We start from the raw sequence: 24,253 nt of genomic DNA on the forward strand, positions 1-24,253 counted from the left end.
GCCCGTTTGAGGCACTAATTGGTGTCCTAGACTCGGGTTATGGCGTGGGTGAGGCGGGTGCGGACTGCCTCGGGCGCGACGGCTGTGCAGATCGCGGAGTACGTCGATGGGCGGCGGCGGATCGTGGCTCATCTCGGGTCAGCGCGTACGGAGGCCGAGCTTGGGCTCCTGCTGGAGCAGGCCCGTGGATGCTTCTCGATGCCGGCCAGGGCGAGTTCGATCTTGGTCTGGAAGCCACGCCGAGGAGGGCCCGGATGGTCGCGCCGACGGCGGTCCCGGCGCTGTTGGCCGATTCTGGTCTGGCTGGCCGGCCGGTCGAGCGGCCGAGGGTGGCCGCCCCGCAGGTGATCGGTACGTCGTCCCTGCTGTTGTATGAGGTGCTTGCCGAGGTCTATTCCGACCTGGGGTTCGCGGTGGTCGGGGACGAGACGTTCCGTGACTTGGTGATCGCCAGGATCGTGGAGCCGACTTCGATCCTGGACACCGGACGGGTTCTGAGCGACCTGGGTCAGAGTCCCTCCAGCGAGAAGACGATGCGCCGGACGCTGAGCCGGTGCGTCGGCCGTGGCTATCGGGACCTCATCGCGGCCGCTTGCTTCAACCATGCGGTGACCCGCGGGGACGTGTCGTTGTGTCTCTACGATGTCACCACCTTGTACTTCGAGGCCGAGAAGGAGGACGAACTGCGCAAGGTCGGGTACTCCAAGGAACGCCGGGTCGACCCCCAGGTCGTGGTCGGCCTGCTGGTCGACAGGCACGGCTTCCCGCTTGAGATCGGCTGTTTCGAGGGCAATAAGGCAGAAACCACCACCATCGTCCCGATCGTCAAGGCGTTCCAGGAACGGCACGGCCTGGCCGACATGGTCGTGGTGGCAGACGCTGGGATGCTGTCCGCATCCAACCTCAAAGAGCTCGATGAGGTGGGCTTGAGGTTCATCGCCGGGTCCCGGGTGACCAAGGCTCCCGTTGATCTGGAGTCCCATTTCCGCTGGCACGGAGACGCGTTCACCGACGGGCAGATCATCGACACCATCACCCCGCGCAGTAGCCGCGGCGGCGTCGCGAGCGACCCGTACGTGAAGGCCGAACCAGTCTGGGACCCCCAGCAGCACGCCGGGTCCTGGCGCGCGGTGTGGGCGTACTCGGCGAAACGGGCAGCGCGGGACAACACGACCCTCACACTGCAGGAAGACAAGGCCCGCGCGGTCATCGCAGGCGAGAAGACCGCCCGGGCGCCACGGTTCATCAAGACCAGCAACGGCAGCCGCTCACTCGATGAGGCATCGCTGGCGCGGGCCCGGCGCCTGGTCGGGCTGAAGGGCTACGTCACCAACATCCCTATCGGTGTGATGTCCGCCGGTGAGGTGATCTCCAGCTATCACGACCTGTGGCATGTGGAGCAGTCCTTCCGGATGTCCAAGACCGACCTGCGGGCCCGGCCTATGTTCCACCGCACCAAGGACGCGATCGAAGCCCACCTGACCATCGTGTTCACCGCGCTGGCACTCAGCCGCGAAGCACAGCACCGGACCGGGCTGGCGATCCGAAATCTGATCCGCCAACTACGGCCGCTTCGTTCAGCCACCATCGCGATCAACGGCACCGAGCAGACATTCCCGCCCGCCGTCCCCGCCGACAAACAAGCAGTCCTCAACGCTATCCGGAACCCACGGGCCAGGCACTAAGCCAAATGACCGAAGTCAGGCGGCTCGGCGAGCGGATCGGACTGACAGGCTCCTACTTGCTCATTACGGAATTGCCCGCCCCCGCGCCTTATGATCTGAGGCGAAACGCGGTGTACCTGATACTCGAATTCACAAAGTGCAAAACAAACGTCAGCCCTGACTTGGCTCATTCGATTATGACTGCGGAGTTGACGGTTCCTCATTTTGACTTCATGATCGGATTGGCGGAATGCTCCCCTCCCCTGAAGGCCGGCAGTGTATTAGACGTTCTCGCGTTCGCTGAGTCGATAACGCAAGCTAAATATCAGGGCTGAAACAAGGGCTGACAATCCACACGGCTATTTCACAATCTAAATCACAGGTGATGAACGCCGATAATGGAGACTATGTATGGTAGTTCTCTGCGTATCTCATCAGATGAATCAATTCGCCCCCGATCCCCCGAATCCGTCAGCATGCTCATCCAACCCCCGGGATTGCGCGGATTTTTGTACACGTGGACCCCTGGTGGGCAGCTTCGCAGGCAGTCCAGGCCGACGATCGCGGTGATGTGTGACGCCCGGAGAAGCGCCTCCGACCTGCGGTTTTGTCGAGATGATGCATTTAATGAATCATTGATTCAGATTCTGAGCATGACTTTGGCGTGATTTGGGGGCGAGAAATGGCGGTCGACGGGTCCGGGCGCGTGCTGCAACTGAGTGCTGTTCAACTTCTGCATCCCGAGGAGCAGACGCTCGAGGACATGCTCACGGGCTGGCGCAACCAGCAGCTCTCCAGGAACCTTCAGTTCGACACGATTGATAAAGGCATCGGATGTGTCCGAAGGTTCGTGAACCATGTGAACGAGTTCCCGTGGAACTGGTCACCGGCCCATGTCGAGGAGTATTTCGGGGACCTGCGCTCGATCCACCAACTGAAGCACTCCACGATCCGCGGTTACCAGTCCGGCCTCCGCCGGTTCACGTCCTACGTATCCAACCCCGATTATGGCTGGGACCGCGTCTGCGAGCAGCGCTTCGGCACGCACCCTGCCCAGGTCTTCTTCGACTGGAACACCGCTGCGCACACGCAAGAGTACGAGGGTCGGCCGTCCAAGCGACCCTTCACCAAGGCTGAGCTGCAGATGCTCTTCGACCACGCGGACGACCAGGTCGAACTCATTGCGGCCTCGGGCAATAAGGGGTGGAAGGCAGCATACCGTGATGCCGTCATGCTGAAGGTGGCCTACTGGTACGGTCTGAGGTTCAATGAGCTCCGCCATCTGCAGACCATCGATTTCGCGACCAATCCGCAGGCGCGAAGGTTCGGGAAAGCAGGGGTCTGCAAGGTCCGCTTTGGCAAGTCACGCAAGGGCTCCCCCCACAAACCCCGCAGCGTCCTGACGGTCTTCGACTGGACCGGCGGCGTCATCGAGGACTGGCTCGCCAACGGGCGGGGAACGCTTGAAACGCCCGACCTGTTCCCCAGCGAACGCGGCGGCCTGATCGTCGAGTCCACCCTGCTGCGCCGGCTCCGGCGTTACCTGGACGAGCTGGGATTGCCACTGGATGGCCTGGATCTGCACTCACTGCGCCGCTCCTACGCAACGCACCTTCTGGAGGACGGATGGGATCCTAGATTCGTGCAATATCAAATGGGCCACGAACACGCCTCCACAACCGGGATCTATCAATTCGTCAGCGATGACTTCCGCAACTCCACCCTCCGGTCGGCTCTGGACCGCACCATGGACGAAGTTCTGGGCGTGCAGATGCGGGGACAACGGTGAGACGCGAAGTTGAATATAGGTGGCGGCTTTCCGAGCTTATGGCGGCACGGGGACTTCACAACACCACCGACCTCATCCCCTTGCTGGCCGAGCGCGGCATCACATTGTCGCGGCCGCAGGTTTACCGGCTCGTCAACCGGAAGCCCGAACGCGTCGCGCTGCAGGTTATCGCCGCGATCTGTGACATCTTCTCCTGCGGACCCGAGGATCTCATCACCGTCACAGCCGCCGACGTCCGCGCCCGCAAAACGGGTACCAGCGCCGCTAATGTCGTCGACCTAAACCGCACGGTCCGCCCGCGCCGGGCCCGCATCATCGACGATGACCAATGAAAAACCCGAGGGCCTGAGTCCCCGCAACACCAGCCGCGGCCGGCCCCGCACCACAGGGGCCGCCACGTGCGCACGCTGCGGCCGCACCGCCGCCAGAACACGCGCCAGCTGGCCGGAAGGAAAAATCTGCGGCCCCTGCTTCACCACCGCCACCCGCACCCACGGAACCTGCCCCGGCTGCGGTCAACACCGGCTGCTGCCCGGCCCGCCCGAAACCAACGGAGGGTCCCGATGCGCACCCTGCGCCGGCATCCCCCACGACTTCCACTGCACCCGCTGCAATGTTGAAGGCGAGTTCTACCGACGGGGTATCTGCGCCCGCTGCGCTCTCCGGGACGACCTCAACGATCTACTGCCCACGGACCCTGCCGATCCAGGAACAGCGGGCAAAATCGTCGATGTCCTCTGCAAGGCAGACCGGCCCGAAAGCATCATCACCTGGAAGCGCTCCCCCACAGTCCAAGCCCTTCTGTCCGCTCTCTCGAGCGGGAAAACACCTTTGACCCACGAAGGACTCAACGCGCAGTCCGAGACAGCGGAACGAGAAGCCAACCACCTGCGTGCCCTGTTCGTCCACCACGGGCTCCTCCCCCACCGAGACCCCTATCTAGCCCGATTCGAATCCTGGATCAAAGACAAGCTCCGCCCCTTGCCGGACGCGGTCGCAAAACCCGTCGAGCATTTCGCCACATGGCACCACCTCCGGCGCATCCGGTCCATGACAACACCGGAGAAAAGCGCCCGCGGCCCGGTGCACTCCGCCAAACAAGAGATCACCGAAACCATCAAATTCCTGGACTGGCTCTGGGAAACCCACCAACGGACAGCCGCGAACTGCACCCAGCAGGACATCGAAACCTGGCTCGCCACCGGACCCACGACCAGAAAAGCCATCCGCACCTTCATCGTCTTCATCAACAACACCGGCACAAACCACCACGTGGAAATGGGCCACTACACCGCCAAAAACCGTCCCACGATCACCCAGGACCAACGACTGGCCTGGCTGCGCGAACTGCTCACCGGCACCAGCGAATCCTTGCCCTACAGGGTTGCCGGCATCCTGCTGCTGCTCTACGCCCAACCGCTCGTGCGGGTAGCCAAACTCCGGGTCGACGCCATCGAGACCAACGAAACCAGCGCGAACACGAGGATCACCTTCGGCACGCATCCGGTTCCCGTGCCCCTGCCCTTCGCAGAATTACTCCTAGAACACCTACGAGAGCGACCGAACCTCAGAACGGGATCGGACACCCAAAGCCCTTGGCTCTTCCCGGGAACCCGGGCAGGACAGCCCCTTCACCCAAACGGCATCATGGACAGGCTCCGCAGCCTCGGCATCGACCTGCGCGGCGCACGAAACACCGCCCTGGACGAACACCTCACCCTTTCACCGCCGCCACTGGTCGCCGACGCCCTCGGCTACAGCCACCAAGTCGCCTTCCTCCACGCCGACGCCGCAGGCGACGCATGGTCCCGCTACGTCAACCTCCGAACCAAACCGTGAAGGACAGGGATCTTAGCCCTCCATAGGGGAAGGCGGATGCAAACCATCGACACCGGGGCCTCTGTCAAAGAGACTTAGGCCAGAGCGCTGATCCTGAGCTGCAGCCTGCAGGCTGACGGCGCCATCCGGTAGCTACGTGAAATGAGGCGACTCATGGCCGAATTCTGGAACAAGGAAACTCCCAACGTGTCATTGATCCTCTTTGGGATCGTGGACATTTGCTTGTTCGTCGCGGCTACGGATGACACCCGGTTTGGTTATTGGCCGCCCGTGATCCTACTAGTCGCGATTCTCCTAACGATCCTCAACAACGTTCGAATTAGGCGACAAACGCAACCACTGAACCTAAGTGACAAAGACCGCGACAAGGCACCCTAGGCCCTCGGGTCCACCGGCACGTCCGGGTTACTTGGGCCGGCTGCTGAGCAGCGAATACGCCCACATTGAATCCGCAGGGATGCCAGTAAGTATGACAGGACAAAATATTTGCTGCAACCAGACTAGCATCCATGTCCTGTCTCAATTTTGTTGGCCATTTTCGCAACTTACCTGGCCACCTACGGATTTCTGGGGCTTGTCTCAGTTAATCTGGCCACTCCAGCCCGGGTTCCGTGCCCGTGAACGCCACGCCGTGAGCGTCAAAGCCACTACGGGGATCTTCCCGAGGCCGAGGACAACGAATCATGGCGCGTAGCCCACCGGATCACCACCATGTTCGACGCAATCGCCGAGAGATCGAGAGGAATCTCTCCCGCATGGCAGGCACTGCGCCATACAGCACGACACTGGCTCAAGCCTGGACAATCTGGGGGAGATAGCCCGTCGGCCACGTCACCCCACTCAGCGACACCGGGCCTCAGCCCGCTGCCACGGACGTCACCCCCGTGGGGCAAGGATGCCCACGGTCCATACGGAATGGCCAACTAAATTGAGGTCCGATGAAACGCACCCGCATTAACGGCGAAACCGCAGGCTGCCTTCCACCGCAGACCATAGGTCACCGCCTCGGCCGCCTCCCGGTCCGAGAGCCCGCTCAGCGCCCCAGAACCAGGACCGTCGCCGCGACGTCGGCCGGGATCGAAGGACGACCCGGCCCGACGGGAACAGGCCCTCAAACATGGATGTCGGGAACAGCCTGCCCCAGTATTCGGCCAGAAACGCGAATACACCGCCCGGAACAAGTAGATGCCCCGCCAGCGCCTCCACGTCCAGAATCTCGCGCTGCCCATCATCACGACCCTGCATAAACCCGGCCGTAACGATCCACAGACAGAATCCAGCAGGCGCGCCCTAAGCCCCAAATCATCCGGCGCCCTCGACGGGAACCAGGGCCTCTGATCTCCTCTTGAGGCCCGGCCAAGGCGGAGAGTGCCCGATGCTCGAGAACGTGATGGAGCCTTTGAATGTCGAGCGCTCCGGTTCCGGTCGGGCACGCACCGCCGGGACCCGGCGATGGCGATAAGGCCTGTTCCTCCAATGCCACCCGCAAGTACCCCCGGGAGCGCGGTGTCCAACGCGTCCGCCCCTATTCGGAGTCCATTGGTCTGGTTCCTCGTTTGATGTGGCCGTGCCGGCAATTCTAGGGCTCTGGTTCTGGCTACCAGCAGCGAAGCTCGTGAATCTCGCCACTTGGAACATCGGGGCTGAACTGCACGGTGTACGTTGCGGGTGAATGGCTTGTCACGAGTATGCCTTGGCGCCAGTCCGGCGCGCGTTGGGAGACCAACGACGCGACGGCTGTATCCAGTTCGGTTTCTAATGCAGCGTTCTCTGTGACTGAAATGGTGATGGCCTGTGGAGGCATGGAGGTTCCTCTGTACGATGCTCGTGCTTTGCTGCTGCCGGGCGCGCTGGCGGCAGCAAAGCACTCGTGCGGTGTAGTGCGTTGTTGTTAAGTCAGCACGGTTTTATGTCAGCGCGATGTTCCGCACCGGCACCTTGGCGTGCCACGGAGTGTGTTTTTCGTAGACATACGCGATGCGCAGGAGATCTGCGTCCGCGAATTCCCGTCCCAGGAAGTGCATCCCCACCGGTTGTCCTTCGGCAAATCCGCAAGGGATGCTCAGTCCGGGCATTCCTGTGAGGTTGGCCGGCGAGAGCATCATGAGCGCGCTGGAGAGGGAGTCCTTCCCCGTTGAGCCGGTCAGCGAATGGGACATGTCCGCTTCGATCGGCGCGATGGACGGCAGCGTCGGGGATACCAGCGCCTGGATCCCTGCGTTGTCCATGGCAGTCCCCAGGGAGGCACGAAGATACGAGCGCACCTGGCGTGCCAGCTGGACATCCGCGCGCGGCACCAGGGCACCGGTCTCGATCATGACCCGGGTGCCGGGGCGATACTTGTGAGCGCTTCCGGCCAGCAATTCGCGATGGTGCTCGACCGATTCGGATAGTGAAATCGCCAGGCTCGCCGGCAGTGCCATCTTCAGTTCGGGGAGGGAGACGTCGACGATTTCCACCCCCAGCTCATCCAGGGTAAGCAGGGCCCGTTCAAGGACTGCGGCCACTTCCCTCGTGACCTCCCATTCGGCCCAGGCGCCCCGATCCACCGCGACGCGGGTCGGGGCGGGCATCGCCTCGGGGAGCACCATCTCCTGTAGCCGAGGCGTCGTCTCGGGGCCGACCATGCCTTGGAGCATCGCCGCGCAATCGGCCACGCTTCGAGTGATGGGACCGATGTGGTCGAGGGTGTGGCTGACATTGAGCACGCCTGATCCGTCCACCAGTCCGGCGGTCGCTTTGAGGCCCACCAGCCCGTTGACCGCTGCCGGATTCCGCACGGATCCACCGGTATCCGTGCCCAGGGCGCCCGGCGCGCTCCCGACGGCCACGGCCACTCCCGAACCGATGCTGGAACCGCCCGCGTATCGCTCGGCTCCCCAGGGATTCTTCGACGGCGGGGTCCCCTGTCCGAAGGCGAACTCATGGGTCACCGTCTTGCCCAGGATCACTGCCCCGTTCCGCCGCAGGTGCCGGACCACGCCGGCGTCGTCGGAAGCAACGCGGCCCCTGAGCGCCAGGGACCCGCCCTCAGTAGGCATCCCGCGCACGTCGATGACGTCCTTCACGCCGAGCGGAATCCCGTGGAGCGATCCGAGGAACTCGCCGCGCTGCGCCCTATTGTCCGCGGCGCGCGCCTCATGTCGAGCGCCTTGACGGTCGACGAAGGCCCACGCACGCACTGAATCTTCAGTGGCTTCGAGCCGCCCGATGACGGATTCCACGAGTTCGGCTGTGGAGAGTTCGCCGCCGCGCAGCAGGCTGGACGCCTCCGCGATTCCCAGTTCCCATGGTTCAGTCATTCGCGCCACCTCCCGGGGCTTGCCGCAAACGTTGGGGGTCGAAATCGGCCCTCAACGCGGCCATGCCGCGCTGAAAGTCAGAAAATGAGCGTTCGACGGCGGCAGCGTCCTCCTGCTGGATGGCCTCGCCAACCAGCTCGATGAGTCGCGCGCGCTGCTCCGGAGTCAGCTGGCCGCTCACTGGCGCGCCGCCGGGGCCAGCCGACCGTCCCGCACCACGCAGACGCCACCGACGAAGACAAACCGTACGTCCCGGAAGTCTTCGGAGCTGGCCACGACGACGTCGGCATCCCGCCCCGCCTCGATCCGCCCGCCATTCGGCGCAATGCCCGGAATCAACCCGGTCACTGCCGACGTCGCCATGGCCACCGCTCCGGCCAAGGATCGATAGCCGTGCTCGGCGACATCCTGCACGGCCGAGATCAATTCATCGTGATGGCCCTCGTGGCCGTAGTCGGTGGCGAGGACGTCCACGAGCCCGGGCTCCTGCAGCAGAACATCCCAATGCTCCCGCGTGGTCACGGTCTGTTTGCGGTGCAGGAGGTCGAAAACGGAAACTTCGGCTGCCCAGCCGTGGTCCCTGCCGAGCTTGGCCAGTGCGAGGGCCTCCGCTGGAGTGTGCGAGGGATGGTTGGCGTGGGAGGCAATGACATTCGCCTTGGGCCCGGGTGTCTGGGGCCCAAGTGTCCCGTCCATGAGTTCGCGCATGACCCGTGCTGTCGCGGCTGCGCTGTGCAGGATCGCCGGCACGCCGAATCGAGCCGCGGCCTGGACGCCTTCCCGGATGCCGTTGAGTGCCGGCTCGACGGAGGGCAACACGGAATCCGCGATGATTTTCCGCAATTCGACGAGGGCGATTTGTCCTTCCAAGCCTGCCTCGGCGGCCGCGGCGCGCAGTTCGGCCATGTCGCAAGCGTCGGGGTCGATGAACCGGCCAAGCACGGCTTCCTTCATCCGCCGTGCCTGCGCGGAGTGCACGCGCACGCCGCTCGCCCTTTCGATGGCGCGAGGGATGTAGCTCAGGTCCTGGCCTCCCCCGCCGAGGGTCTGCCCGCCGCCGAGCTCGCCGATCGCGATCGCGCCGTCGTCGAGCATCTTTTCCACCGTGCTGTGGCCGGACTGCGCGGGCAGTCCCCTGCCGTCAGCCATGCGTGCGGCCCGCTCAGCTTCGGGCAAGTGCGTCGTGGCTCCCCGGACGTGGACCGCATGGCGGCGGTCCGCTTCCCGGACTTGGTCCATGGTGCAAAAACCGCAAAGGTTCAGCACCGTGGTGGTTCCCGCAAAGAGGTGGCGGTCAAGATTCGCGAGCCACTCGTCGTCGGGCAGCGCGGGGGCGCCGCTGGGCATGAGCGGGCCGGGAGTCACCCCGTGGACGTGGCTATTGATGAGGCCGGGCATCACGACGCATCCGCTCGCGTCGATCACCTCGCCGTCGAAGGTTTGATCCCGGTCCCAACGCTCGAGAACGTCGGCGACGCGCCCGTGGCGCAGGATGACTGCTCCTGATTCGAGCACGGTATTGCCTGTGCCTGGCACGACGGTGCCACCGTGGATGAGCGTAGACATTCGACTCCCTATCGATTACGTTCATGATATCGAAGTATCTTCACTATAACCACAGAGGAGACTCCACCGTGTCCGTGCCTTCCACTACCCGAGATTTCGTGGGCTACGGCGAGCATCCACCGGAGTTCCGCTGGCCCGGGGCTTCACGCGTCGCCGTGTCCCTGGTGATCAATGTCGAAGACGGAGCGGAGCGCAGCATCGCGCGCGGAGGCCCAGCGGACGATCTTGGAGCCCATTGGATCAAGCACCCCGTCCACCCTACGGTCCGGAATCTCACGCTGGAATCGGCGTTCGAATACGGATCCAGGGCAGGCATCTGGCGGGTGTTGCGGATTTTGAGGCGCCACAACGTGAGGGCAACAGCGTTCTGCTGTGCCACGGCGCTTGAGCAAAACGCCCAGATCGCGGCGGCGCTCGTCAGGGATGGCCACGAAATTGCCGACCACGGTTACAACTGGGACACCCACGCGGGACTCGCTCCGGACGAGGAACGCGCGCTGATTACGGCGTCCCGCGACTCGATCGCCGGGAGCACCGGCGTTCCGCCCACGAGCTGGTACTCCCGCGACGGGCTCAACCGGGGCACGCGGGACATTCTCGCGGCCGCTGGATTCATGTATGAGTCCAACAGCTTCAACGACGACTTGCCGCATTTTGGAACAGGGATGGGCGCAAGTGCGTTGCCGGTGCTGCCCTACGCCGGTGACACCAACGACTCGGGCCTCTTCACGCAGTTCCCGACGGCCACCGCATTCGCCGGCCACTTGTGCGGGACCCTGGACATGATGCTCACTGACAGCCGATCCGGCCCGTCCGTCATGAACGTGGGCCTCCACCCGCGCCTCATTGGCCGGCCCGCCTACGCAACCGCCCTGGACACGTTCCTGTCCCACGCGAGCAAGAATTCGGCGTGGATTGCGACGCGATCGCAGATCATCGAGGCTTGGCTGCTGAATACCCGGCAAGTGCCCGCGCCCGCCCGCAGTGGCGACTTAGGCACCCCCTGAAGTAACGCCGTCGAGCCCTATGCGGTAGCTAGGAGCATGCCCCATCCCGGGATCGGGCGGGCAGTTCCGGCCAGCCGGAGGAGGTGCCACAGGGTGGCTGTTGCGCTGTCGACGACAGGCACGCCGAATTCGGATTCGAAGCCGGCCGCCAGGTAGGCCGAGCGAAGGTTCGTCCCGATGCAAACGACCGCGTCGACGTCGGAGCCAAAGGCGGGCTTCATCAGCGCGCCGATTTCCGCGCCGGACATTCGCGAGATTTCCGGGTTGGACATTGAGGTCGCGGGCACCGAGGAGCGGGCGACTTCCAGGCCACGGGCGGAGTACTCGCGTTCGATCAACGCCATGATGCTTGCGGGGCCGGGAAAAACGACGGCGACCCGGCCGGCGTCGAGCGCCTCCAGGGCGGCAACAAGCGCCAGGGATGCGGTGGTGGCCGGTGCGCCGGTGGCTTCCGTCAAGGAGTCGGCGAGTGCCCGGTCGCCTTCGAGGCCGGTCCAGGATCCCGACGTTCCGTGGAACGCGATGGCATCCAGCTCAGCATCGCTGAGCAGTGATGGCGCGTCGCCGAGGACCTTTGCGTCGATTCGGTCATCGAGGTCCGCCGGGAGCCGGAAGCGGCTGTAGTGGACCCCGACGTCCGGTGATCCGGCCAGGATGTCAGCCGTCAGGGACTCCGCGTTGGAGTTCGACGACGGCACGAGTATTCCCAGGCGGGTAGAGGGGCCAGGCGGGCGGGTCGTCAATGGGACTTACCCAGCGACGGTGGCGTCGAGATCGCCACCATGACTGCCGCGGTGTCCGTGAGGTTGCTCCACCAATGCGGCAGGGTTGCGTCATACGTGAGGCTGTCTCCCTCGCCCAGGGTGAATTCCTGCCCGCCGACACTCGCCACGAGCGTGCCGGTCTGGACCACAACACATTCCTCACCTTCGTGGGAGTGCGGAATCTCTGCGCCGTCGAAGTGTGCGGGGATGGTCATGTTGATGACGCCCAGCTTCCGGTCCGCATCGGGCACGATCAGTTCCATGACGATTCCCTGGGAAGGAATCTCGATGCGGCGGCGATCGGCCCGGCGCACCAGCATGTGGTTCTGCGTCTCGCTGGGGTCGGTGAACATGCTCGCCAGCGGCACACCGAGGGAATTGGCCAGGCGGAGGAGCGTGGCGAATGACGGATTACCGATGCCGCGCTCGATCTGGCTGATCAGTCCGGCGCTCACACCGGCCCGGTCCGCCAACTCTTCCACCGTGAATCGCCCGGCACGCTGTTCCTTGAGCATGGCGCCCAAGTGGGTGATCCACAGGTTGCGGTGCAGAGTGTCATCGTCGTCGACTTTAACAATTTCCGTGCTTCCCAATACAGCTCCTCAGTGTTCCAGCACTCATCAGTATATCGAAGACTCGTCAACTAAACGAAGAATCCGGGTGGGATCCTCGGGCGTCGAGCCTGCGTTCATCGTCACAGCATGCCAGCATCGGCATCGCTGCAGAAGAACCACGCGGTTCATTTTCACAGGGAGTCACACCTCGTCACCCGGGTCTCCGGAGCGACGGCATCAGCCAGCTGCGCGATCATCGAGGCGAGCTCCCGCTCCCAGTACACCGCGGCGCGATCGGCACCCCGGGCGTGGACATCGCCGGCTCTGGCAATGTCGGCTGCAGGAAGGCCCACGCTTTGGCCGGCGGCGCCGAGGACGTCGACGACGCGCTGAACAGACTCCTCAAGAGCGACCGCCCCGGGCCTCCCCTGTTTCAGCAATTCGCCGGCAAGGTCCGTTGGGCCAACCCAGCCGCCGTCGAAACACTCCAACGCCGCGAAGTCTTCGACGGCGTGGACGGCTTCCACCGTCTCAAAAAGCACAGTCAGCCGGGGCTCCAGGGAATAGTCCGCACCAAACGCCGAGGCGAACGATGCTTGTTTCGGACGAAACCCATGGGGGCCGAACCTCGTCGCCCGGTAGGCGCGTTCAAGTTCCTTCGGATGCCGCACCCTGGGGAGCACAATCTCGTCCACGCCAGTGTTGGCGAACGCTACCAAGGTCATATCTTCAAGGTTAGGGACACGGACCGCCACCCGGGTATTGGCCCCTGAGAGCCTCTGGACCGCATCTGCGCATTGCTGGAGCGTCAACGTTGTCTGCTCTGCGTCGAGGACCACGAAATCCAGGTTTCGGTAGGCAACTAACGACAAGAGCGTTGGGGTCGGCTCGGCCGTGATGAGTCCAACCTGCCGGACCAGCGGCGACGTCGCCATCACTCGTCCGCCACGAACTGCCAGTCGGCGGGCTTGCTGACGCCGACAACCAGGTTGACGTCTTCGTCGCCGTCGTTGGTGATGCCATGGGTGGTGCCGCGGGGAATGTAGATGCCGTCACCGGGCTTGGCTCGGTAATCGGTGTCGCCCAGATGGACGAGGGGCGCGCCCGAAATGACCACGTAGAACTCGGAGGCATCGGGATGGTGATGGCATAGGTGATGTTGACCCGGGAGGATCCGGCCCCAACTGACGCATAGGTCGTCGGATCCGCTCAGGTCGCGCGAGATGAGCGTGGAGACGAGGCCTTGGTCCTGCTGTCCGCGAAGTCCCGTCTTCTCCAGCGCCGTGAAGCCCTGTTCGTTGACGTTGTGGACCAACCGCGAAATATCCGTGGGCATCAGAGTCCTTTCTCCCGGCATTGACGTAGTCACGCCCGGCCTTCGTACGCTGCTTCGAGCTGGCCGGCGGCAGGCGGGTTGGCGATCCACCACCGGGCAATTTCCTCCCTTGTGGCGAACCAGACGTCGTTCCGGGCGAGGGCATACTCGAGGAAGCGCCTGACCCCCAAGGCGACGCTGGGCCGCCCGCCGATGCGCAAGTGCACGCCTACTGACATCATCCTGGGTACGGTTTCCCCTTCGATCAGAAGGCAGTCGAGGCTGTCCTTCAGTACATTGAAGAAGTCATCTGCCGTCCCGAGGCTTCCCGGGCCCCAGAACCTCGCGTCGTTGGTGTCGCCCGCGTAAGGGAGCACAAGGTGGCGGGATTCTCCGGCAGACACAAAGTACGGCAGGTCGTCCGCATAGGAATTGGAGTCATAAAGAAAGCCCTCGCCCTTGAGGATCGCGCGGGTGTTCTCCGTGATTCCTTCGCGGACGTACCAACCCACAGGCCGGACACCCGAGACTCCCTCGATCGCCGCGACGCAGGCCCTGATTTCGGCCAGCTCTTCGGCCGGAGTCATTCCGACGGTTCCCCGCCATTTGTAGCCGTGCGCGCAAATCTCATGTCCATCGCGAACGATCGCATGGGCGGCTTCGGGGTTCCGTTCCAGGGCTACACCGCAAGCCATGAATGTGGCGGGCACGCCGTAGTCCCGGAGCAAAGCCAAAAAGCGCCAGATGCCTACCCTGCTGCCGTACTCGAAGAAGGATTCCTTCATCAAGCTCCGCCGTCCCGGATCCGAAGACCAGCCACCGAAAATCGTGACGTCTTCATCGCTTTCATCACCGGCCTCTATGGAGCTCTCCGCGCCTTCCTCGTAGTTGATGACCATGGAGATGGCCACCTTGGCACCATTCGGCCACGTCACGACCGGGGGATTTTCCCCGTATCCAATGAGGTCTCGCATTGACTCACTCCTTGCCGTTCGCCGCTCTCAATCGAAGCGTCGCATCTCGAATTCATTATATTGAATCAAACTTCACTATACAATCAGTGGCCTTCCGCGTAGACCTTCCTGTGCGCGGCCAGTGACGTCCTGAGCATGCCGTCGACGTCGTCAATCACGTTGCCGTGGGCCGGGCCGATCAGCTTCGTGGGAAGCGTGTCCAGTACCGCTTCAATGCCGCCGAAGGCATCGCTGACGTCCACGAACTTCGTCCAGTAGAGAGCCCGACCGGTGCCATACGCCGCTTGCTCCACGGTGGGAGGTTCCGGCATCTCGCCGGACAACAAGCGGCATTGGCCGGGAAGATGGACCGGTTCGTCGTCGTCCTCTGCCGATGCCCCGTCCGCTGCGGGAACATCGTGGATGAAGGAGAATCCGTCCGAAACGAACATCATCCGGGCGCCGTCGTCGTGGCCCCAGAGAGTGTTCTCCAGGTCCCGGATGAAGGCCGGAAGGAAGCGGAACTCCCGATCGCCAAGATCGATCCGGCTACCGACCGCCTGGGTCCTGAACCTGGAGCGGTACTCGGGGAAATGCAGGTGGTAATCACGGACGTCACCCACCACGAGCGCCCCGGGATACTTGTCCAGCAGGGCAGGCAGGTTCCCGGCGTGCGGGATCTCGGGATGGGTCGGGAAGACGTAATCCAGAGGACGTTCGCCGAGAACCAATTCCAGCTGGGCGAGAAGGAGGGCGCGATGAGCCGGATCCCCCGTGTCCACCAAGAGCGTCGCTTTGGAACCCATCACCAGGTAGGAGGAGACGTGATAGTGGACTTCCTGCCCCTGGGCGTTGGCCGACAGGCAGCCACCCAGCCAGTAGGTTCCGTCGGCAAGCCATCGGAGTTCGACTGCATCGTGCTTCACTGGACTCTCACTCTCTGGATCCCCACTTCCTCAATTGCCCGCGCCAGCTCCCCTGCCTGCTCAAGGCACAGGTCCCTGCCCACAAAGGGTGTCCCGTAGCCGGGCCCGACGGCGCGGACATCGCGGTCCCGGAAGATGTCGGCAACGTTCTTGGCGATCGGCCCGGTATCCGCCCCGGCGAACCAGCGGAATTTCCGGAGCCCCTCGCGGGTCTCCGGCTTGGCACTCCCGCCGTGCGTGAACGCATCCGAGGTCAGCAGCGCGCCCGATTCCGGATCGAACACCCAGAGCGTCGGCAGGAGCCGGAGGAGCGGCGACACGAGTTCGACGACGACGCCGTCCTGCACTTCTACGCGCATCGACGTCCCCGGATCCACGGCAATCCGCCTGGATTCGGCCTTCGAACGGGGCACGGTGATTCCGCCCGTGTACCAGACCGCGCCAACCGCAAAGTGTTCCTCGATGGCCGGGATGTTGAGGCAGCATTCCATTTCTGTCCTGGTCAGGACAATGGATAGGGGCTCTCCGGGTGACAGCAGCCGGTCAAGCTGTTCGATGATGTCTTCCTGGTGAAGGCGAATCCCGGTGTCCACCAGCACTGAACCGGACGGCCCCTTGATCAAGTAGCAGTTCACCGCTTGCGCACGCTGTACGCCAGGCGGGCACCAGCTCACCCGCTCATCCAGTTCAATATCCCCGCCGAGCCGGTGGATCCGGCCGCTCAGCGAACCGCCCATATTCACTCCTTCCTTTGGATCCGGATGGTTCAGGAGATGCTGGCTGTCTCCCAGACAGCAATAGCTTCATCGAGGGTGCAGACGTCGTGCCGGGCCCGCATGACGGTCAACGCGGCCTCGTGCACCACCGTGTCGTAGGCTCCCACCGCATCCTCGAGCAGCACGGCATAGAAGTCGTTGTGCACGGCATCGCGCAGGGTTGCCTCCACACAGCCACCCGTGGAAACGCCCACGAGCGCCACCGACTCGATCCCCTGGCTGCGCAGCAGCAAGGCGAGTTCGGTAGCGATGAAGGCGCTGGGGCGTCGCTTGGTAATCACGACTTCCCCGTCTTCGGGCATGCAGGGTTCGCAAAATTCCGTCGCGGGGTCCCCTTTGGCGCTCAGTTTGCCGAGGTCGATGGGACGGCCGTTCGCCGCGGTATAGAGGGCACGCAGCCACGCCGCCGGGGAACTCGCGCCGTCCGGAAGGTTCTCGACACGAATGTGGAAAACCGGCACCCCATTGGCACGTGCCGCGGCGATGGCGCGGCCGCACTTCTCGACGACCGACGGCATCATGGTCATGTCATGCCCGGAATCCCCAATTGCGCCACCGTGCGAAACAGCCCCCGCCTGCATGTCGATGACAACCAAGGCAGTGGTGGCAGGATCGAGCAGTTCCTGGAGGGTGTCGCGGACGGGTTTGCCGCAGATTTCGATCATTGGTTTGTTCCTTCGTCGAGATGTGACCGGCCGGCGGTTTCCCGCCGGCCGGCAGCGATGGTGGTTTCCCGGTTTTCTTACTTGCCCAGGGCGTTGAAGTAGACTTGGCCGTTGGAGAGGGGCACTGCTCCCGTCAGTCCTGTCTCCTTTGCCAGCGTGCCTTTGACTTGCACGAGGGAGAGGATGGGAACACCTTTGTCTTCGATTGCCGCCATGGTCTTGAGTAGTGCGGCACGCTCGGCGGTATTCGTTTGGGGCGTTGCGGCCAGCTTGGTGCGTGCAGCGTCGAATTCAGGATTGGACCATCCGGTGGTGTTGCTCGGTGCGCCGGTTGCGTAGAACGCGTAGGTGTAGAACGCCGGGTCGGCGATGACGATGGGCTCGGAGTACAGGACGGCTTGGAAGCGGCCTTCGATGAGCGCTGAAGAAAAGTCGGTGGGGCTGGCCACGTTCATGAGATCTACCTTGATGCCGATCTTGCCGAGCATGGATTGGATGAGCACGGCCGAACTTTTCGCGACGGGGCCCGGGCGGCTGACGCTGTAGCTGAGCGTGAGCGGGAATCCGTTGGCATACTGTGTCTGGCTCAGGAGTATCTTGGCGCCGTCGAGGTCAAACTTGTACGTCGATGCGGCGTCCCCGGTTGGGAAGATGGAGCCTGACGGGTCACCATATCCCGAGTAGGCTCCCTTGACCAGGGCGGCGCGGTCGATGGCCATCGAAATGGCCTGCCTGACCTTCTCATCTGCCAACGGGCCGGTCTTGGTGTTGAACATCATGGTGTCGCGGGTCTGGCTGGTGCATTTGAGCACGCTGACTCCGGAGGAGTCTGCCATGGACCCGTACTGCTCATACTCGAAGCCGTTGGCGATCTGCGCCTCACCGGTCTTGATCAGTTGTGCGCGGGTCGACGTATTCGGGACCGCCTTGACCACGACCCGCTTTACCGAGCCCCGCTCACCTTCCCACTTCGGATCTGCCGTCACGGTGAAGGACGTGCCGGGAGTAAACTCCTCAAGCTTCCAACCGCTGTAGTCGGCCAGATTCTTGGAGAGCCACTTGTTGGCCGTGGGGTCATCCGGCGTGATGTGGGTTTTCGCTTCCTTGCTGTCGTAGATCGAGAAGAGATTGTTCTGCAGAGACTCCACGGTGAAGGACGTCATCTGGAGAGTGTTAAGCTGCACGGTGTGGTCATCAATGACCGTGACGAGGTTGTCCACGTTGAATCCGCTGCTCTTGAGAGAGCCCTTCATGACAATCTGGCGCACCATCCCCGTTTCCAGGCTCCATTTCACGTCCTCGGCCGAGAGCGTGTTCCCGAACTGGCTTGTCAGCTTCCGCAGCTTGACGATGACCCCAGTGCCGTCCGCGGCGGGTACGGCACTCTCGGCGAGCCGGCCGGTCACCGCGGTAGACGGCGTCGAGCACGATTCGGCGTCCGTCGCCCCGGACTTGTACTGGAACAGCTGGGAACCGAGGCCGCTGAGCACCACATGTGATGCGCTGCCACCCCAAGGCGATGCAGTAAGGCTATCGGGGAGAGCACCCACAGCGATCACCACGGATTCCGGTTTGACTGCCTGCCCGGAAGATGGTTGCGCCTCCCCCGAAGGTCCCGAGCCGCAGCCGGTGATTGACAAAGCTGCCGCGGCTGCGACCCAGCCGAGCAATAAACGCGAATTCTTCATAAGCCTGGTTCCAATTTCTGTACAGAGGGAAAGGACATGTTACGAGTAGTGCGCTGCTGATGTGGGCAATGGATTAGTAACGGTAGGCGTGCTTGTGGCCGGCCCGGATGATGGGCGCCACCTCCGGAATATTGGTGATCACGTTGCCGTGGGTGGGCGCTACGATCTTGACCCCAAGGTCATCCATCAGCTTGCCGACGCGGTCGTAAACCTGGTCGGCGTCGTTGGCGAATCTGGCCCAATACAACGCGCTGCCGGTAAAGAAGGCTGCGTTCTCGACCGCGATGGGTGCCGAGAGTTCATCTGTTGTCAGGCCACATTCGCCGGGGAGGTGCACCGGATCCTCATCATCGAGTTCCGGGCGGTGCATGTAGCAAAAGCCGTCGGCCGTGAAAAGCACGCCCGACTTCGGCACAAAGCCCCACTGGGTATTTGGCAGGTCCCTGATCATCGCCTCGACAATCACGAATTCATATCCCCCGCCGAGATCCACCTTGTCCCCGGGAACCCGGGCATGAAGGTTGGGCACGATCTGCGGGTAAAAGAGGTGGTAATCCCGGATGTCCCCGACAACCTGGACGTCGGGGTACTTCTCGACGAGGCGCGGAAGGTTTCCCGTGTGCGGAAGCTCCGGGTGCGTCGGGAAGACGTAGCTCAGCGGCTTGTCCCCCAGCAACCCGTCAAGGGTTTCCGAGATGATGTTCCAGCTGGAGGGGTTGCCCGTATCAATGAGGATTGACGACTCGGTCCCTTGTGCGAGGTACGTGGAGGTGTGCCCGTGGATAACGCGGTCCTGGAGGTGGAACGGCAGGCACGAGCTCATCCAGGTGACGCCGTCGGCTACCTCGCGCGGAAGGTCGCGGCTCATAGTTTCTACTAGTTCTTCCATGGGGATTCTCCTAAGCCTTTTCCGGTGCCAATGCGGCGAGCATGAAATCAAGGTGACGGCGGATGAGTTCACGCCCGCGGATCACGCACCCGCGGGAAGGGGCGATGGTCTCAGGGGCCAGGGTCTCGAACTTGTCCGAGAGCCATTCCCGAAGCGGCTCGCACGTGGCCCGCGGGATCCACTCGTATTTCGCGTAAAGATGCTCGGCGACCTGCTTGGCGGTCGTGGTGTCCTGGGAAAGGGAGTCAATGATGCGGGAACCGTCCGGGCTCGTCATGGTGCCATGGGTGAAGGTATCGGAGGTGAAGATGGTTCCGGTATTCGCGTCCCAACCCCAGAAGGTCGGGAGGAGCCGCAGGAGCGGCGACTCGATCGTCAAGTGACGGCCGGGCGCGACCTCGATCTCGGGAGTGCGGGCCATGGAATCTCCGCCCTCTCCCTTCTGGTCGATCTGCTGCCGACGGCCTCGGAGCGCGAGGCGGCTGAGGTCATCGAAGGCATCGAATGGGTTGATGGCGCCGCCGGTGAAGAGGCGCTCGATGTCGAATTTCCCGGCGATAGGTTCCAGGTTCGAAACGCAGTCCATCTCGCTCCGCGTGAAAAACATGGAGAGCCGGCCGTCGTCGTCGAGCAGCTCAACCAGGTCATCGAGGATCTCCTGGCTGTGGACTGCGAGCCCGGTGTCGACCAGCAGCCGGCCGGACCCCTCGCTGAGGAGATAGCAATTCGACGGCTGGAAGCCGGTTGCTCCGGCAGGTACCCAGCTCACGCGGCCGTCGAGCGGAATGGTTCCACCGAGGGCGATAACTTTATCTTCATGAACTTTAGTGAACATATCTTCAATCTATTGAAGACGGGAGATGTCTGTCAAGACTTCTCAGGAAGAAATTGCCGTCTTCGCCTGCACTCTCCGGAGCTTCGGCTTCGTGATTCCGCTGCGACGTGTGCGCGGATCCAGGAGGGTTATCAAGGTGTCCAGCAATACGTAACCGAACAAGCTCGCGACACCCATGATGAGGACGAATCCCTGAATCACGGGAACATCGCTCTTGAGCACGCCATCGAGAGCCCAACCGCCTACGCCGGGCCAAGAGAAAACGCTCTCAATAATCGCAGCACCGCTAAGGGAGGCGGCGAAGAGAAATACTAAATAGGTCATGATGGAGCCCCGAATGTCACTGAGGGCATATCGGAACACTTGTATGGGCCGCAGGCCGCATGCCCGTGCAAACTCAATCTGGGGTGATTGGAGCACCTGCAGCAGGCCGGAACGAACGGTCTTGGCGAAGGGAGCGGCGAAAAAGAGACCAATGGTGACGATGGGAAGAAAGGCCCGGCTGAGGACTGACCCGATGATTCCCCACTGGCCGGCCAGTACCGCGTCGATCGGAATCGATCCCGTCACAGAGGGCGGTGTTATCTGAGTACTGGAGAGCATCCCAAGGGGGGCAGGGGCCATGTGCAGCTGCTGATAGAAAATAAACAGCAGAAGCAGGGCGAGTACGAACTCCGGCATGGCCATGAGGATCGAGATTCCGAACGCAAAAGACTTGTCGGTAACGCGCCCGAACCTGTATGCCGCTAACGTGCCGCCGCCCATGCCGATGAGGAGAGCCAGGCCCAACCCGGGAATCAGATAGATGAGCGTGTTGGGCAGCCGGATCAGAATTTCCGTGGACACAGATCGCGAGGTGAAGAAGGAGTGCCCGAGGTCACCGCTCAGTGTTCTTGTCATGTATTGCAAATAGCGTTCCCAAAAGGGGAGGTCCAGCCCCAATTGGGCATGGATCCTTGCAATATCACCAGGAGTCGCGTATTCACCCAGCAGCGCGACGGCGGGGTCACCTGGCAGCAGGGATACGAGCCCAAAGCTGAGTGTGATGAGTCCAAGCAGCAGCAAGAAAGCGGTCACCAACCGGGTAATGATGTAGCGGATCATGAAGTCTGCCCCTGGGAATTCGTGGTGGCAATGGCTGCGGCGTAGGGAACCACCGGCAGCGCGGCGGAAATAAGCGATTGCGTGTAGGGGTGCTGTGGCGCCATCAAGACATCCTGGGTGGGGCCGACTTCGACGATTTTTCCGCGATGCATGACAGCTACCGTGGAACAGAAATGCCGCACCGTTTCGATGTCATGCGAAATGAATACATAGGTCAGGCCCCGCGAAGCCCTGAGTCGCGCGAGGGTACGCAGGATCGAGGCCCGGATGGTCAGGTCCAGCGAGGACGTTGGCTCGTCCAGGACCACCAGGCTGGGATTCGTGACCAGGGCGCGTGCGATGCCTACGCGCTGTTGCTGTCCCCCGCTCAGGTTAGCCGGACGCCGGTCCATGAAATCGGCCGAGAGGCCAACCTCCTCCAAGGTCGCCAAGACCCGCAACCGCCTCTCGGCTCGGGTGCCCATCCGGGCGACGATGAGCGGCTCCTCGACGATCTGCCGGATCGTCAGGCGCGGGTTCAACGACGCGAAAGGTTCCTGGAAGACGATCTGCCAATGGCGCCGCTTCCGGCGGAGTTCGCCACGGCCCAGGGCCAACACATCTTGCCCTTCGATGACGACGGATCCGGAATCCGGCTCGATCAACCTCAGGACCAGGCGGCCGAGCGTTGATTTGCCGGAACCACTTTCGCCGATGATGCCGAGCGTCTCGCCAGCTTCCACGGACACGGTAATTCCATCCACGGCACGCGCTTCTCCATGGGGAGTACGGAAAATCTTCGTGACATCCACGAGTTCAAGGAGCGGCATTCTCAAGACCTCCGGGCTTCGGACAATTGGACCTTCGAGGGGTCTGGCGTTTCCGGCTCCGCGGTATCCGGTGCTTCCGCGCTCCCTGGGACGTATTGCGTCTCATCTTCGGGACGCACCACGGAGTTGAGCAGGGAGATCGTGTAAGGATGCTGCGGACGGACGAAAACGTCGTCAACGGGTCCTTGTTCCACGATATTTCCGCGATACATGACAAGCACGCGGTTGCAGTATGCGGCCACCACCCCGAGGTCATGGGTCACAATCAGCATCGAGCGGCCACTCTCGACCGTCAGGCGCCGAAGGGTGTCAAGAACCTGGCGCTGGACGGTGAGGTCGAGCGCCGTCGTCGGCTCATCAGCGATCACCAGCTGCGGATTGAGGTAAAGCGCCATGGCGATGACGACGCGCTGCGCCATGCCGCCGCTGAGTTCATGCGCGTAACCGCGCATGACGCGCTCCGGATCGCGGACTCCCGTCGATTCCAACAGCTGCAATGCACGGCTGCGCTCCGAGGGATCGACCTTCACCCCGTGTGCCTTTGCGATATTGGCAAACTGTTTTTCGATGCGGGTCACCGGGTTCAGGGCGCTGAACGGATTCTGGGCAATGAATCCGATGTCCTTTCCCCTGATTTGCCGCATCTCCCGTTCGGGCAGGTCCAAGAGGCTGCGCCCGGCGAAGGTAACGTTGCCCGCGGACACGTTGCCCGGCGGCATCAACAGCTTTGTGATCGAACGGACCACGGTCGATTTGCCGGATCCGGATTCACCGACGATCCCGACAATCTCGTTGTCCTGCACCTCAAAGGAAACGCCGTGCAATGCCCGGACCACGCCCAGGGGAGTGTGGAACTCGGTTTCGAGTTCCCGGACTTGGAGGGTCTTGTTCATCGGGTGTGCTCCACTCGTTCCATCTTGTTCTCAATGGCACCGGCAATGATGTTGAGCGAGGCGATGACCAGGAGGATGGCCAGCGCAGGAAAAGCCACGGCCCACCACTGTCCCCGGATGAGCATGCTGAAGCCGTCTTCGATCATCGCGCCCCAACTTGGCTGGGGAGGCCGGACACCGACGCCCACGAAGTTCAAAGCGGCAATCGTGCTCAGGGCTCCGGCAGTGGTCAGCGTGGCCTGCACGAGGACCACGCCGTAGGCGTTTCTGAAGATGTGGTTGAAGGCCACACGGAGGGGCGAACAGCCGATGGCCACCGCGGCCTCCACGTACCTGGAGGAGCGGAGCGAAATCGCCGCTGCCCTGGACAAGCGCACAAAGCGCGGTGCTCCAACGAGTGCAATGGCGATGACGACATTTCCTGCGCTGCCGCCCATGAGCTGGATGGAAACCACCGCAATCACGATGATGGGCAGAGCCGCAAACGCGTCTACGACCCGCATGATCGCCTCACCGGCCTTGCCTGTCGTGGCAAAGAGGCCCAGAGGTACGCCCACCAGTAGCGCAATGGCCGTGGCGACCAGTGCAATGGGCAGGTCAAGCCTCGCCGATTCAATCGTCCGGGAGAACACATCCATGCCGTTTCCGTCAGTGCCAAACCAATGGATACTATTGGGCGCCAGTGCGAGCGAGTTGACGTCAGGTTGCAGCGGGTCTTGCGGAAAGGCCCGGAGGACCGCGGCTAGTGGCAATCCGGCAAGGATGGCGGCGGCGACGATGGTAAGCGTCAGTTTCGGGCGCTTGCGCGAACGCGCCGCCCCCCTCCTGGCCCGACTCCAAAGGCTGACCGCGGGATCTTCTCCACCAGCCGCGGTCCGGGTTGTCGTGGTTTCACTCATTTGAACTCGAAATCTG

The 24,253-nt window shown here is 62.9% G+C and carries 24 protein-coding genes and 2 pseudogenes; 6 read left to right on the forward strand and 20 right to left on the reverse strand.

Translation table 11 applies throughout. From position 1 onward, the window contains the following. The first annotated feature begins 39 nt into the window (after nt 1–39). The 4 genes and pseudogenes from ABEA18_RS23690 (at nt 40) to ABEA18_RS23705 (ending at nt 5,292) form a co-directional block, all read left to right on the forward strand. Nucleotides 40–1,685 (forward strand): annotated as a pseudogene (locus ABEA18_RS23690) (IS1634 family transposase). A 661-nt stretch (nt 1,686–2,346) separates the two neighbouring features. Next, complete coding sequence (locus ABEA18_RS23695; protein ID WP_345453600.1) at nt 2,347–3,453, forward strand: tyrosine-type recombinase/integrase; 1,107 nt, start codon at nt 2,347–2,349, stop codon at nt 3,451–3,453. Further along, on the forward strand, nt 3,450–3,785 hold the full coding sequence (locus ABEA18_RS23700; RefSeq protein WP_345453602.1) for a helix-turn-helix domain-containing protein: 336 nt from the start codon (nt 3,450–3,452) through the stop codon (nt 3,783–3,785). Before ABEA18_RS23695 ends, ABEA18_RS23700 begins: the two co-directional genes overlap by 4 nt. After that, entirely contained in the window at nt 3,775–5,292 is a 1,518-nt protein-coding gene (locus tag ABEA18_RS23705; protein WP_345453604.1) for a recombinase XerD, read from the forward strand. The genes ABEA18_RS23700 and ABEA18_RS23705 overlap by 11 nt, the downstream gene beginning before the upstream one ends. A 926-nt stretch (nt 5,293–6,218) precedes the next feature. Here the strand turns inward: ABEA18_RS23705 and ABEA18_RS23710 are convergent. Continuing rightward, a pseudogene (locus ABEA18_RS23710) lies at nt 6,219–6,537 on the reverse strand (transposase); the annotation flags it as partial. Here ABEA18_RS23710 and ABEA18_RS23715 point away from each other — a divergent pair. Beyond that, entirely contained in the window at nt 6,478–6,630 is a 153-nt protein-coding gene (locus ABEA18_RS23715) for a hypothetical protein (protein ID WP_345453803.1), read from the forward strand. The pseudogene ABEA18_RS23710 and the gene ABEA18_RS23715 sit on opposite strands and share 60 nt — an antisense overlap. A gap of 259 nt (nt 6,631–6,889) precedes the next feature. Here the strand turns inward: ABEA18_RS23715 and ABEA18_RS23720 are convergent, their stop codons facing one another. The 4 genes from ABEA18_RS23720 to ABEA18_RS23735 all read right to left on the reverse strand — a co-directional run bounded on the left by ABEA18_RS23720 (nt 6,890) and on the right by ABEA18_RS23735 (nt 10,160). Then, nucleotides 6,890–7,096, reverse strand: a complete 207-nt coding sequence (locus ABEA18_RS23720; RefSeq protein WP_345453607.1) for a hypothetical protein — start codon at nt 7,094–7,096, stop codon at nt 6,890–6,892. Between the two features lie 103 nt (nt 7,097–7,199). After that, nucleotides 7,200–8,594, reverse strand: a complete 1,395-nt coding sequence (locus tag ABEA18_RS23725) for an amidase (protein ID WP_345453610.1) — start codon at nt 8,592–8,594, stop codon at nt 7,200–7,202. Then, a complete protein-coding gene (locus ABEA18_RS23730) occupies nt 8,587–8,775 on the reverse strand; it encodes a hypothetical protein (protein ID WP_345453613.1) in 189 nt (62 codons plus the stop codon). Before ABEA18_RS23730 ends, ABEA18_RS23725 begins: the two co-directional genes overlap by 8 nt. Next, nucleotides 8,772–10,160, reverse strand: coding sequence for an amidohydrolase family protein (locus ABEA18_RS23735; RefSeq protein ID WP_345453616.1), 1,389 nt, complete (start codon nt 10,158–10,160; stop codon nt 8,772–8,774). The genes ABEA18_RS23730 and ABEA18_RS23735 overlap by 4 nt, the downstream gene beginning before the upstream one ends. Before the next feature lie 74 nt (nt 10,161–10,234). On the opposite strand from ABEA18_RS23735, the gene ABEA18_RS23740 reads away from it, so the two are divergent. Continuing rightward, complete coding sequence (locus tag ABEA18_RS23740; RefSeq protein ID WP_345453620.1) at nt 10,235–11,167, forward strand: polysaccharide deacetylase family protein; 933 nt, start codon at nt 10,235–10,237, stop codon at nt 11,165–11,167. A 17-nt stretch (nt 11,168–11,184) separates the two neighbouring features. On the opposite strand, the gene ABEA18_RS23745 is transcribed toward ABEA18_RS23740, so the two are convergent. The 15 genes from ABEA18_RS23745 to ABEA18_RS23815 all read right to left on the reverse strand — a co-directional run bounded on the left by ABEA18_RS23745 (nt 11,185) and on the right by ABEA18_RS23815 (nt 24,237). Beyond that, on the reverse strand, nt 11,185–11,865 hold the full coding sequence (locus ABEA18_RS23745) for a maleate cis-trans isomerase family protein (RefSeq protein ID WP_345453623.1): 681 nt from the start codon (nt 11,863–11,865) through the stop codon (nt 11,185–11,187). Between the two features lie 41 nt (nt 11,866–11,906). After that, nucleotides 11,907–12,524 (reverse strand): helix-turn-helix domain-containing protein, encoded by a 618-nt coding sequence (locus ABEA18_RS23750; protein WP_345453626.1) that lies wholly within the window; start codon nt 12,522–12,524, stop codon nt 11,907–11,909. 152 nt (nt 12,525–12,676) lie between these two features. After that, entirely contained in the window at nt 12,677–13,420 is a 744-nt protein-coding gene (locus ABEA18_RS23755; RefSeq protein ID WP_345453629.1) for an aldolase/citrate lyase family protein, read from the reverse strand. Beyond that, entirely contained in the window at nt 13,420–13,821 is a 402-nt protein-coding gene (locus ABEA18_RS23760) for a cupin domain-containing protein (protein WP_345453632.1), read from the reverse strand. The genes ABEA18_RS23755 and ABEA18_RS23760 overlap by 1 nt, the downstream gene beginning before the upstream one ends. 29 nt (nt 13,822–13,850) lie before the next feature. After that, nucleotides 13,851–14,774, reverse strand: a complete 924-nt coding sequence (locus ABEA18_RS23765) for a polysaccharide deacetylase family protein (RefSeq protein WP_345453635.1) — start codon at nt 14,772–14,774, stop codon at nt 13,851–13,853. Nucleotides 14,775–14,857: 83 nt separating this feature from the next. Next, entirely contained in the window at nt 14,858–15,679 is an 822-nt protein-coding gene (locus ABEA18_RS23770; RefSeq protein WP_345453638.1) for an MBL fold metallo-hydrolase, read from the reverse strand. Then, nucleotides 15,676–16,416 (reverse strand): MBL fold metallo-hydrolase, encoded by a 741-nt coding sequence (locus tag ABEA18_RS23775; protein ID WP_345453641.1) that lies wholly within the window; start codon nt 16,414–16,416, stop codon nt 15,676–15,678. The genes ABEA18_RS23770 and ABEA18_RS23775 overlap by 4 nt, the downstream gene beginning before the upstream one ends. A gap of 29 nt (nt 16,417–16,445) precedes the next feature. Beyond that, a complete protein-coding gene (locus ABEA18_RS23780) occupies nt 16,446–17,120 on the reverse strand; it encodes a cysteine hydrolase family protein (protein WP_345453644.1) in 675 nt (224 codons plus the stop codon). 77 nt (nt 17,121–17,197) lie between these two features. Next, complete coding sequence (locus ABEA18_RS23785) at nt 17,198–18,808, reverse strand: ABC transporter substrate-binding protein (RefSeq protein WP_345453647.1); 1,611 nt, start codon at nt 18,806–18,808, stop codon at nt 17,198–17,200. Between the two features lie 73 nt (nt 18,809–18,881). Next, a complete protein-coding gene (locus ABEA18_RS23790) occupies nt 18,882–19,697 on the reverse strand; it encodes an MBL fold metallo-hydrolase (RefSeq protein ID WP_345453650.1) in 816 nt (271 codons plus the stop codon). 10 nt (nt 19,698–19,707) lie between these two features. Beyond that, complete coding sequence (locus tag ABEA18_RS23795; RefSeq protein ID WP_345453653.1) at nt 19,708–20,532, reverse strand: MBL fold metallo-hydrolase; 825 nt, start codon at nt 20,530–20,532, stop codon at nt 19,708–19,710. Nucleotides 20,533–20,574: 42 nt separating this feature from the next. Then, nucleotides 20,575–21,636 (reverse strand): ABC transporter permease, encoded by a 1,062-nt coding sequence (locus ABEA18_RS23800; protein ID WP_345453656.1) that lies wholly within the window; start codon nt 21,634–21,636, stop codon nt 20,575–20,577. After that, nucleotides 21,633–22,445, reverse strand: a complete 813-nt coding sequence (locus ABEA18_RS23805; protein ID WP_345453659.1) for an ATP-binding cassette domain-containing protein — start codon at nt 22,443–22,445, stop codon at nt 21,633–21,635. Before ABEA18_RS23805 ends, ABEA18_RS23800 begins: the two co-directional genes overlap by 4 nt. A 2-nt stretch (nt 22,446–22,447) precedes the next feature. After that, nucleotides 22,448–23,338 carry an ABC transporter ATP-binding protein gene (locus tag ABEA18_RS23810; protein WP_345453662.1) on the reverse strand — a complete coding sequence of 297 codons (891 nt, stop codon included), beginning with the start codon at nt 23,336–23,338 and terminating at the stop codon, nt 22,448–22,450. After that, nucleotides 23,335–24,237 (reverse strand): ABC transporter permease, encoded by a 903-nt coding sequence (locus ABEA18_RS23815; RefSeq protein WP_345453665.1) that lies wholly within the window; start codon nt 24,235–24,237, stop codon nt 23,335–23,337. The genes ABEA18_RS23810 and ABEA18_RS23815 overlap by 4 nt, the downstream gene beginning before the upstream one ends. Nucleotides 24,238–24,253 lie beyond the last annotated feature (16 nt).

The sequence above is a fragment of the Arthrobacter gyeryongensis genome, assembly GCF_039543785.1.
Taxonomy (GTDB): domain Bacteria; phylum Actinomycetota; class Actinomycetes; order Actinomycetales; family Micrococcaceae; genus Arthrobacter; species Arthrobacter gyeryongensis.

Excerpts from the sequence above, each read along its gene's own strand:
- ABEA18_RS23695 (WP_345453600.1), top strand. The coding sequence starts at position 2,347 with ATGGCGGTCGACGGGTCCGGGCGCGTGCTGCAACTGAGTGCTGTTCAA.
- ABEA18_RS23705 (WP_345453604.1), top strand. The coding sequence starts at position 3,775 with ATGACCAATGAAAAACCCGAGGGCCTGAGTCCCCGCAACACCAGCCGC.
- ABEA18_RS23715 (WP_345453803.1), top strand. The coding sequence starts at position 6,478 with ATGCCCCGCCAGCGCCTCCACGTCCAGAATCTCGCGCTGCCCATCATC.
- ABEA18_RS23720 (WP_345453607.1), bottom strand. The coding sequence starts at position 7,096 with ATGCCTCCACAGGCCATCACCATTTCAGTCACAGAGAACGCTGCATTA.
- ABEA18_RS23725 (WP_345453610.1), bottom strand. The coding sequence starts at position 8,594 with ATGACTGAACCATGGGAACTGGGAATCGCGGAGGCGTCCAGCCTGCTG.
- ABEA18_RS23735 (WP_345453616.1), bottom strand. The coding sequence starts at position 10,160 with ATGTCTACGCTCATCCACGGTGGCACCGTCGTGCCAGGCACAGGCAAT.
- ABEA18_RS23755 (WP_345453629.1), bottom strand. The coding sequence starts at position 13,420 with ATGGCGACGTCGCCGCTGGTCCGGCAGGTTGGACTCATCACGGCCGAG.
- ABEA18_RS23760 (WP_345453632.1), bottom strand. The coding sequence starts at position 13,821 with ATGCCCACGGATATTTCGCGGTTGGTCCACAACGTCAACGAACAGGGC.
- ABEA18_RS23765 (WP_345453635.1), bottom strand. The coding sequence starts at position 14,774 with ATGCGAGACCTCATTGGATACGGGGAAAATCCCCCGGTCGTGACGTGG.
- ABEA18_RS23775 (WP_345453641.1), bottom strand. The coding sequence starts at position 16,416 with ATGGGCGGTTCGCTGAGCGGCCGGATCCACCGGCTCGGCGGGGATATT.
- ABEA18_RS23780 (WP_345453644.1), bottom strand. The coding sequence starts at position 17,120 with ATGATCGAAATCTGCGGCAAACCCGTCCGCGACACCCTCCAGGAACTG.
- ABEA18_RS23785 (WP_345453647.1), bottom strand. The coding sequence starts at position 18,808 with ATGAAGAATTCGCGTTTATTGCTCGGCTGGGTCGCAGCCGCGGCAGCT.
- ABEA18_RS23790 (WP_345453650.1), bottom strand. The coding sequence starts at position 19,697 with ATGGAAGAACTAGTAGAAACTATGAGCCGCGACCTTCCGCGCGAGGTA.
- ABEA18_RS23795 (WP_345453653.1), bottom strand. The coding sequence starts at position 20,532 with ATGTTCACTAAAGTTCATGAAGATAAAGTTATCGCCCTCGGTGGAACC.
- ABEA18_RS23800 (WP_345453656.1), bottom strand. The coding sequence starts at position 21,636 with ATGATCCGCTACATCATTACCCGGTTGGTGACCGCTTTCTTGCTGCTG.
- ABEA18_RS23805 (WP_345453659.1), bottom strand. The coding sequence starts at position 22,445 with ATGCCGCTCCTTGAACTCGTGGATGTCACGAAGATTTTCCGTACTCCC.
- ABEA18_RS23810 (WP_345453662.1), bottom strand. The coding sequence starts at position 23,338 with ATGAACAAGACCCTCCAAGTCCGGGAACTCGAAACCGAGTTCCACACT.
- ABEA18_RS23815 (WP_345453665.1), bottom strand. The coding sequence starts at position 24,237 with ATGAGTGAAACCACGACAACCCGGACCGCGGCTGGTGGAGAAGATCCC.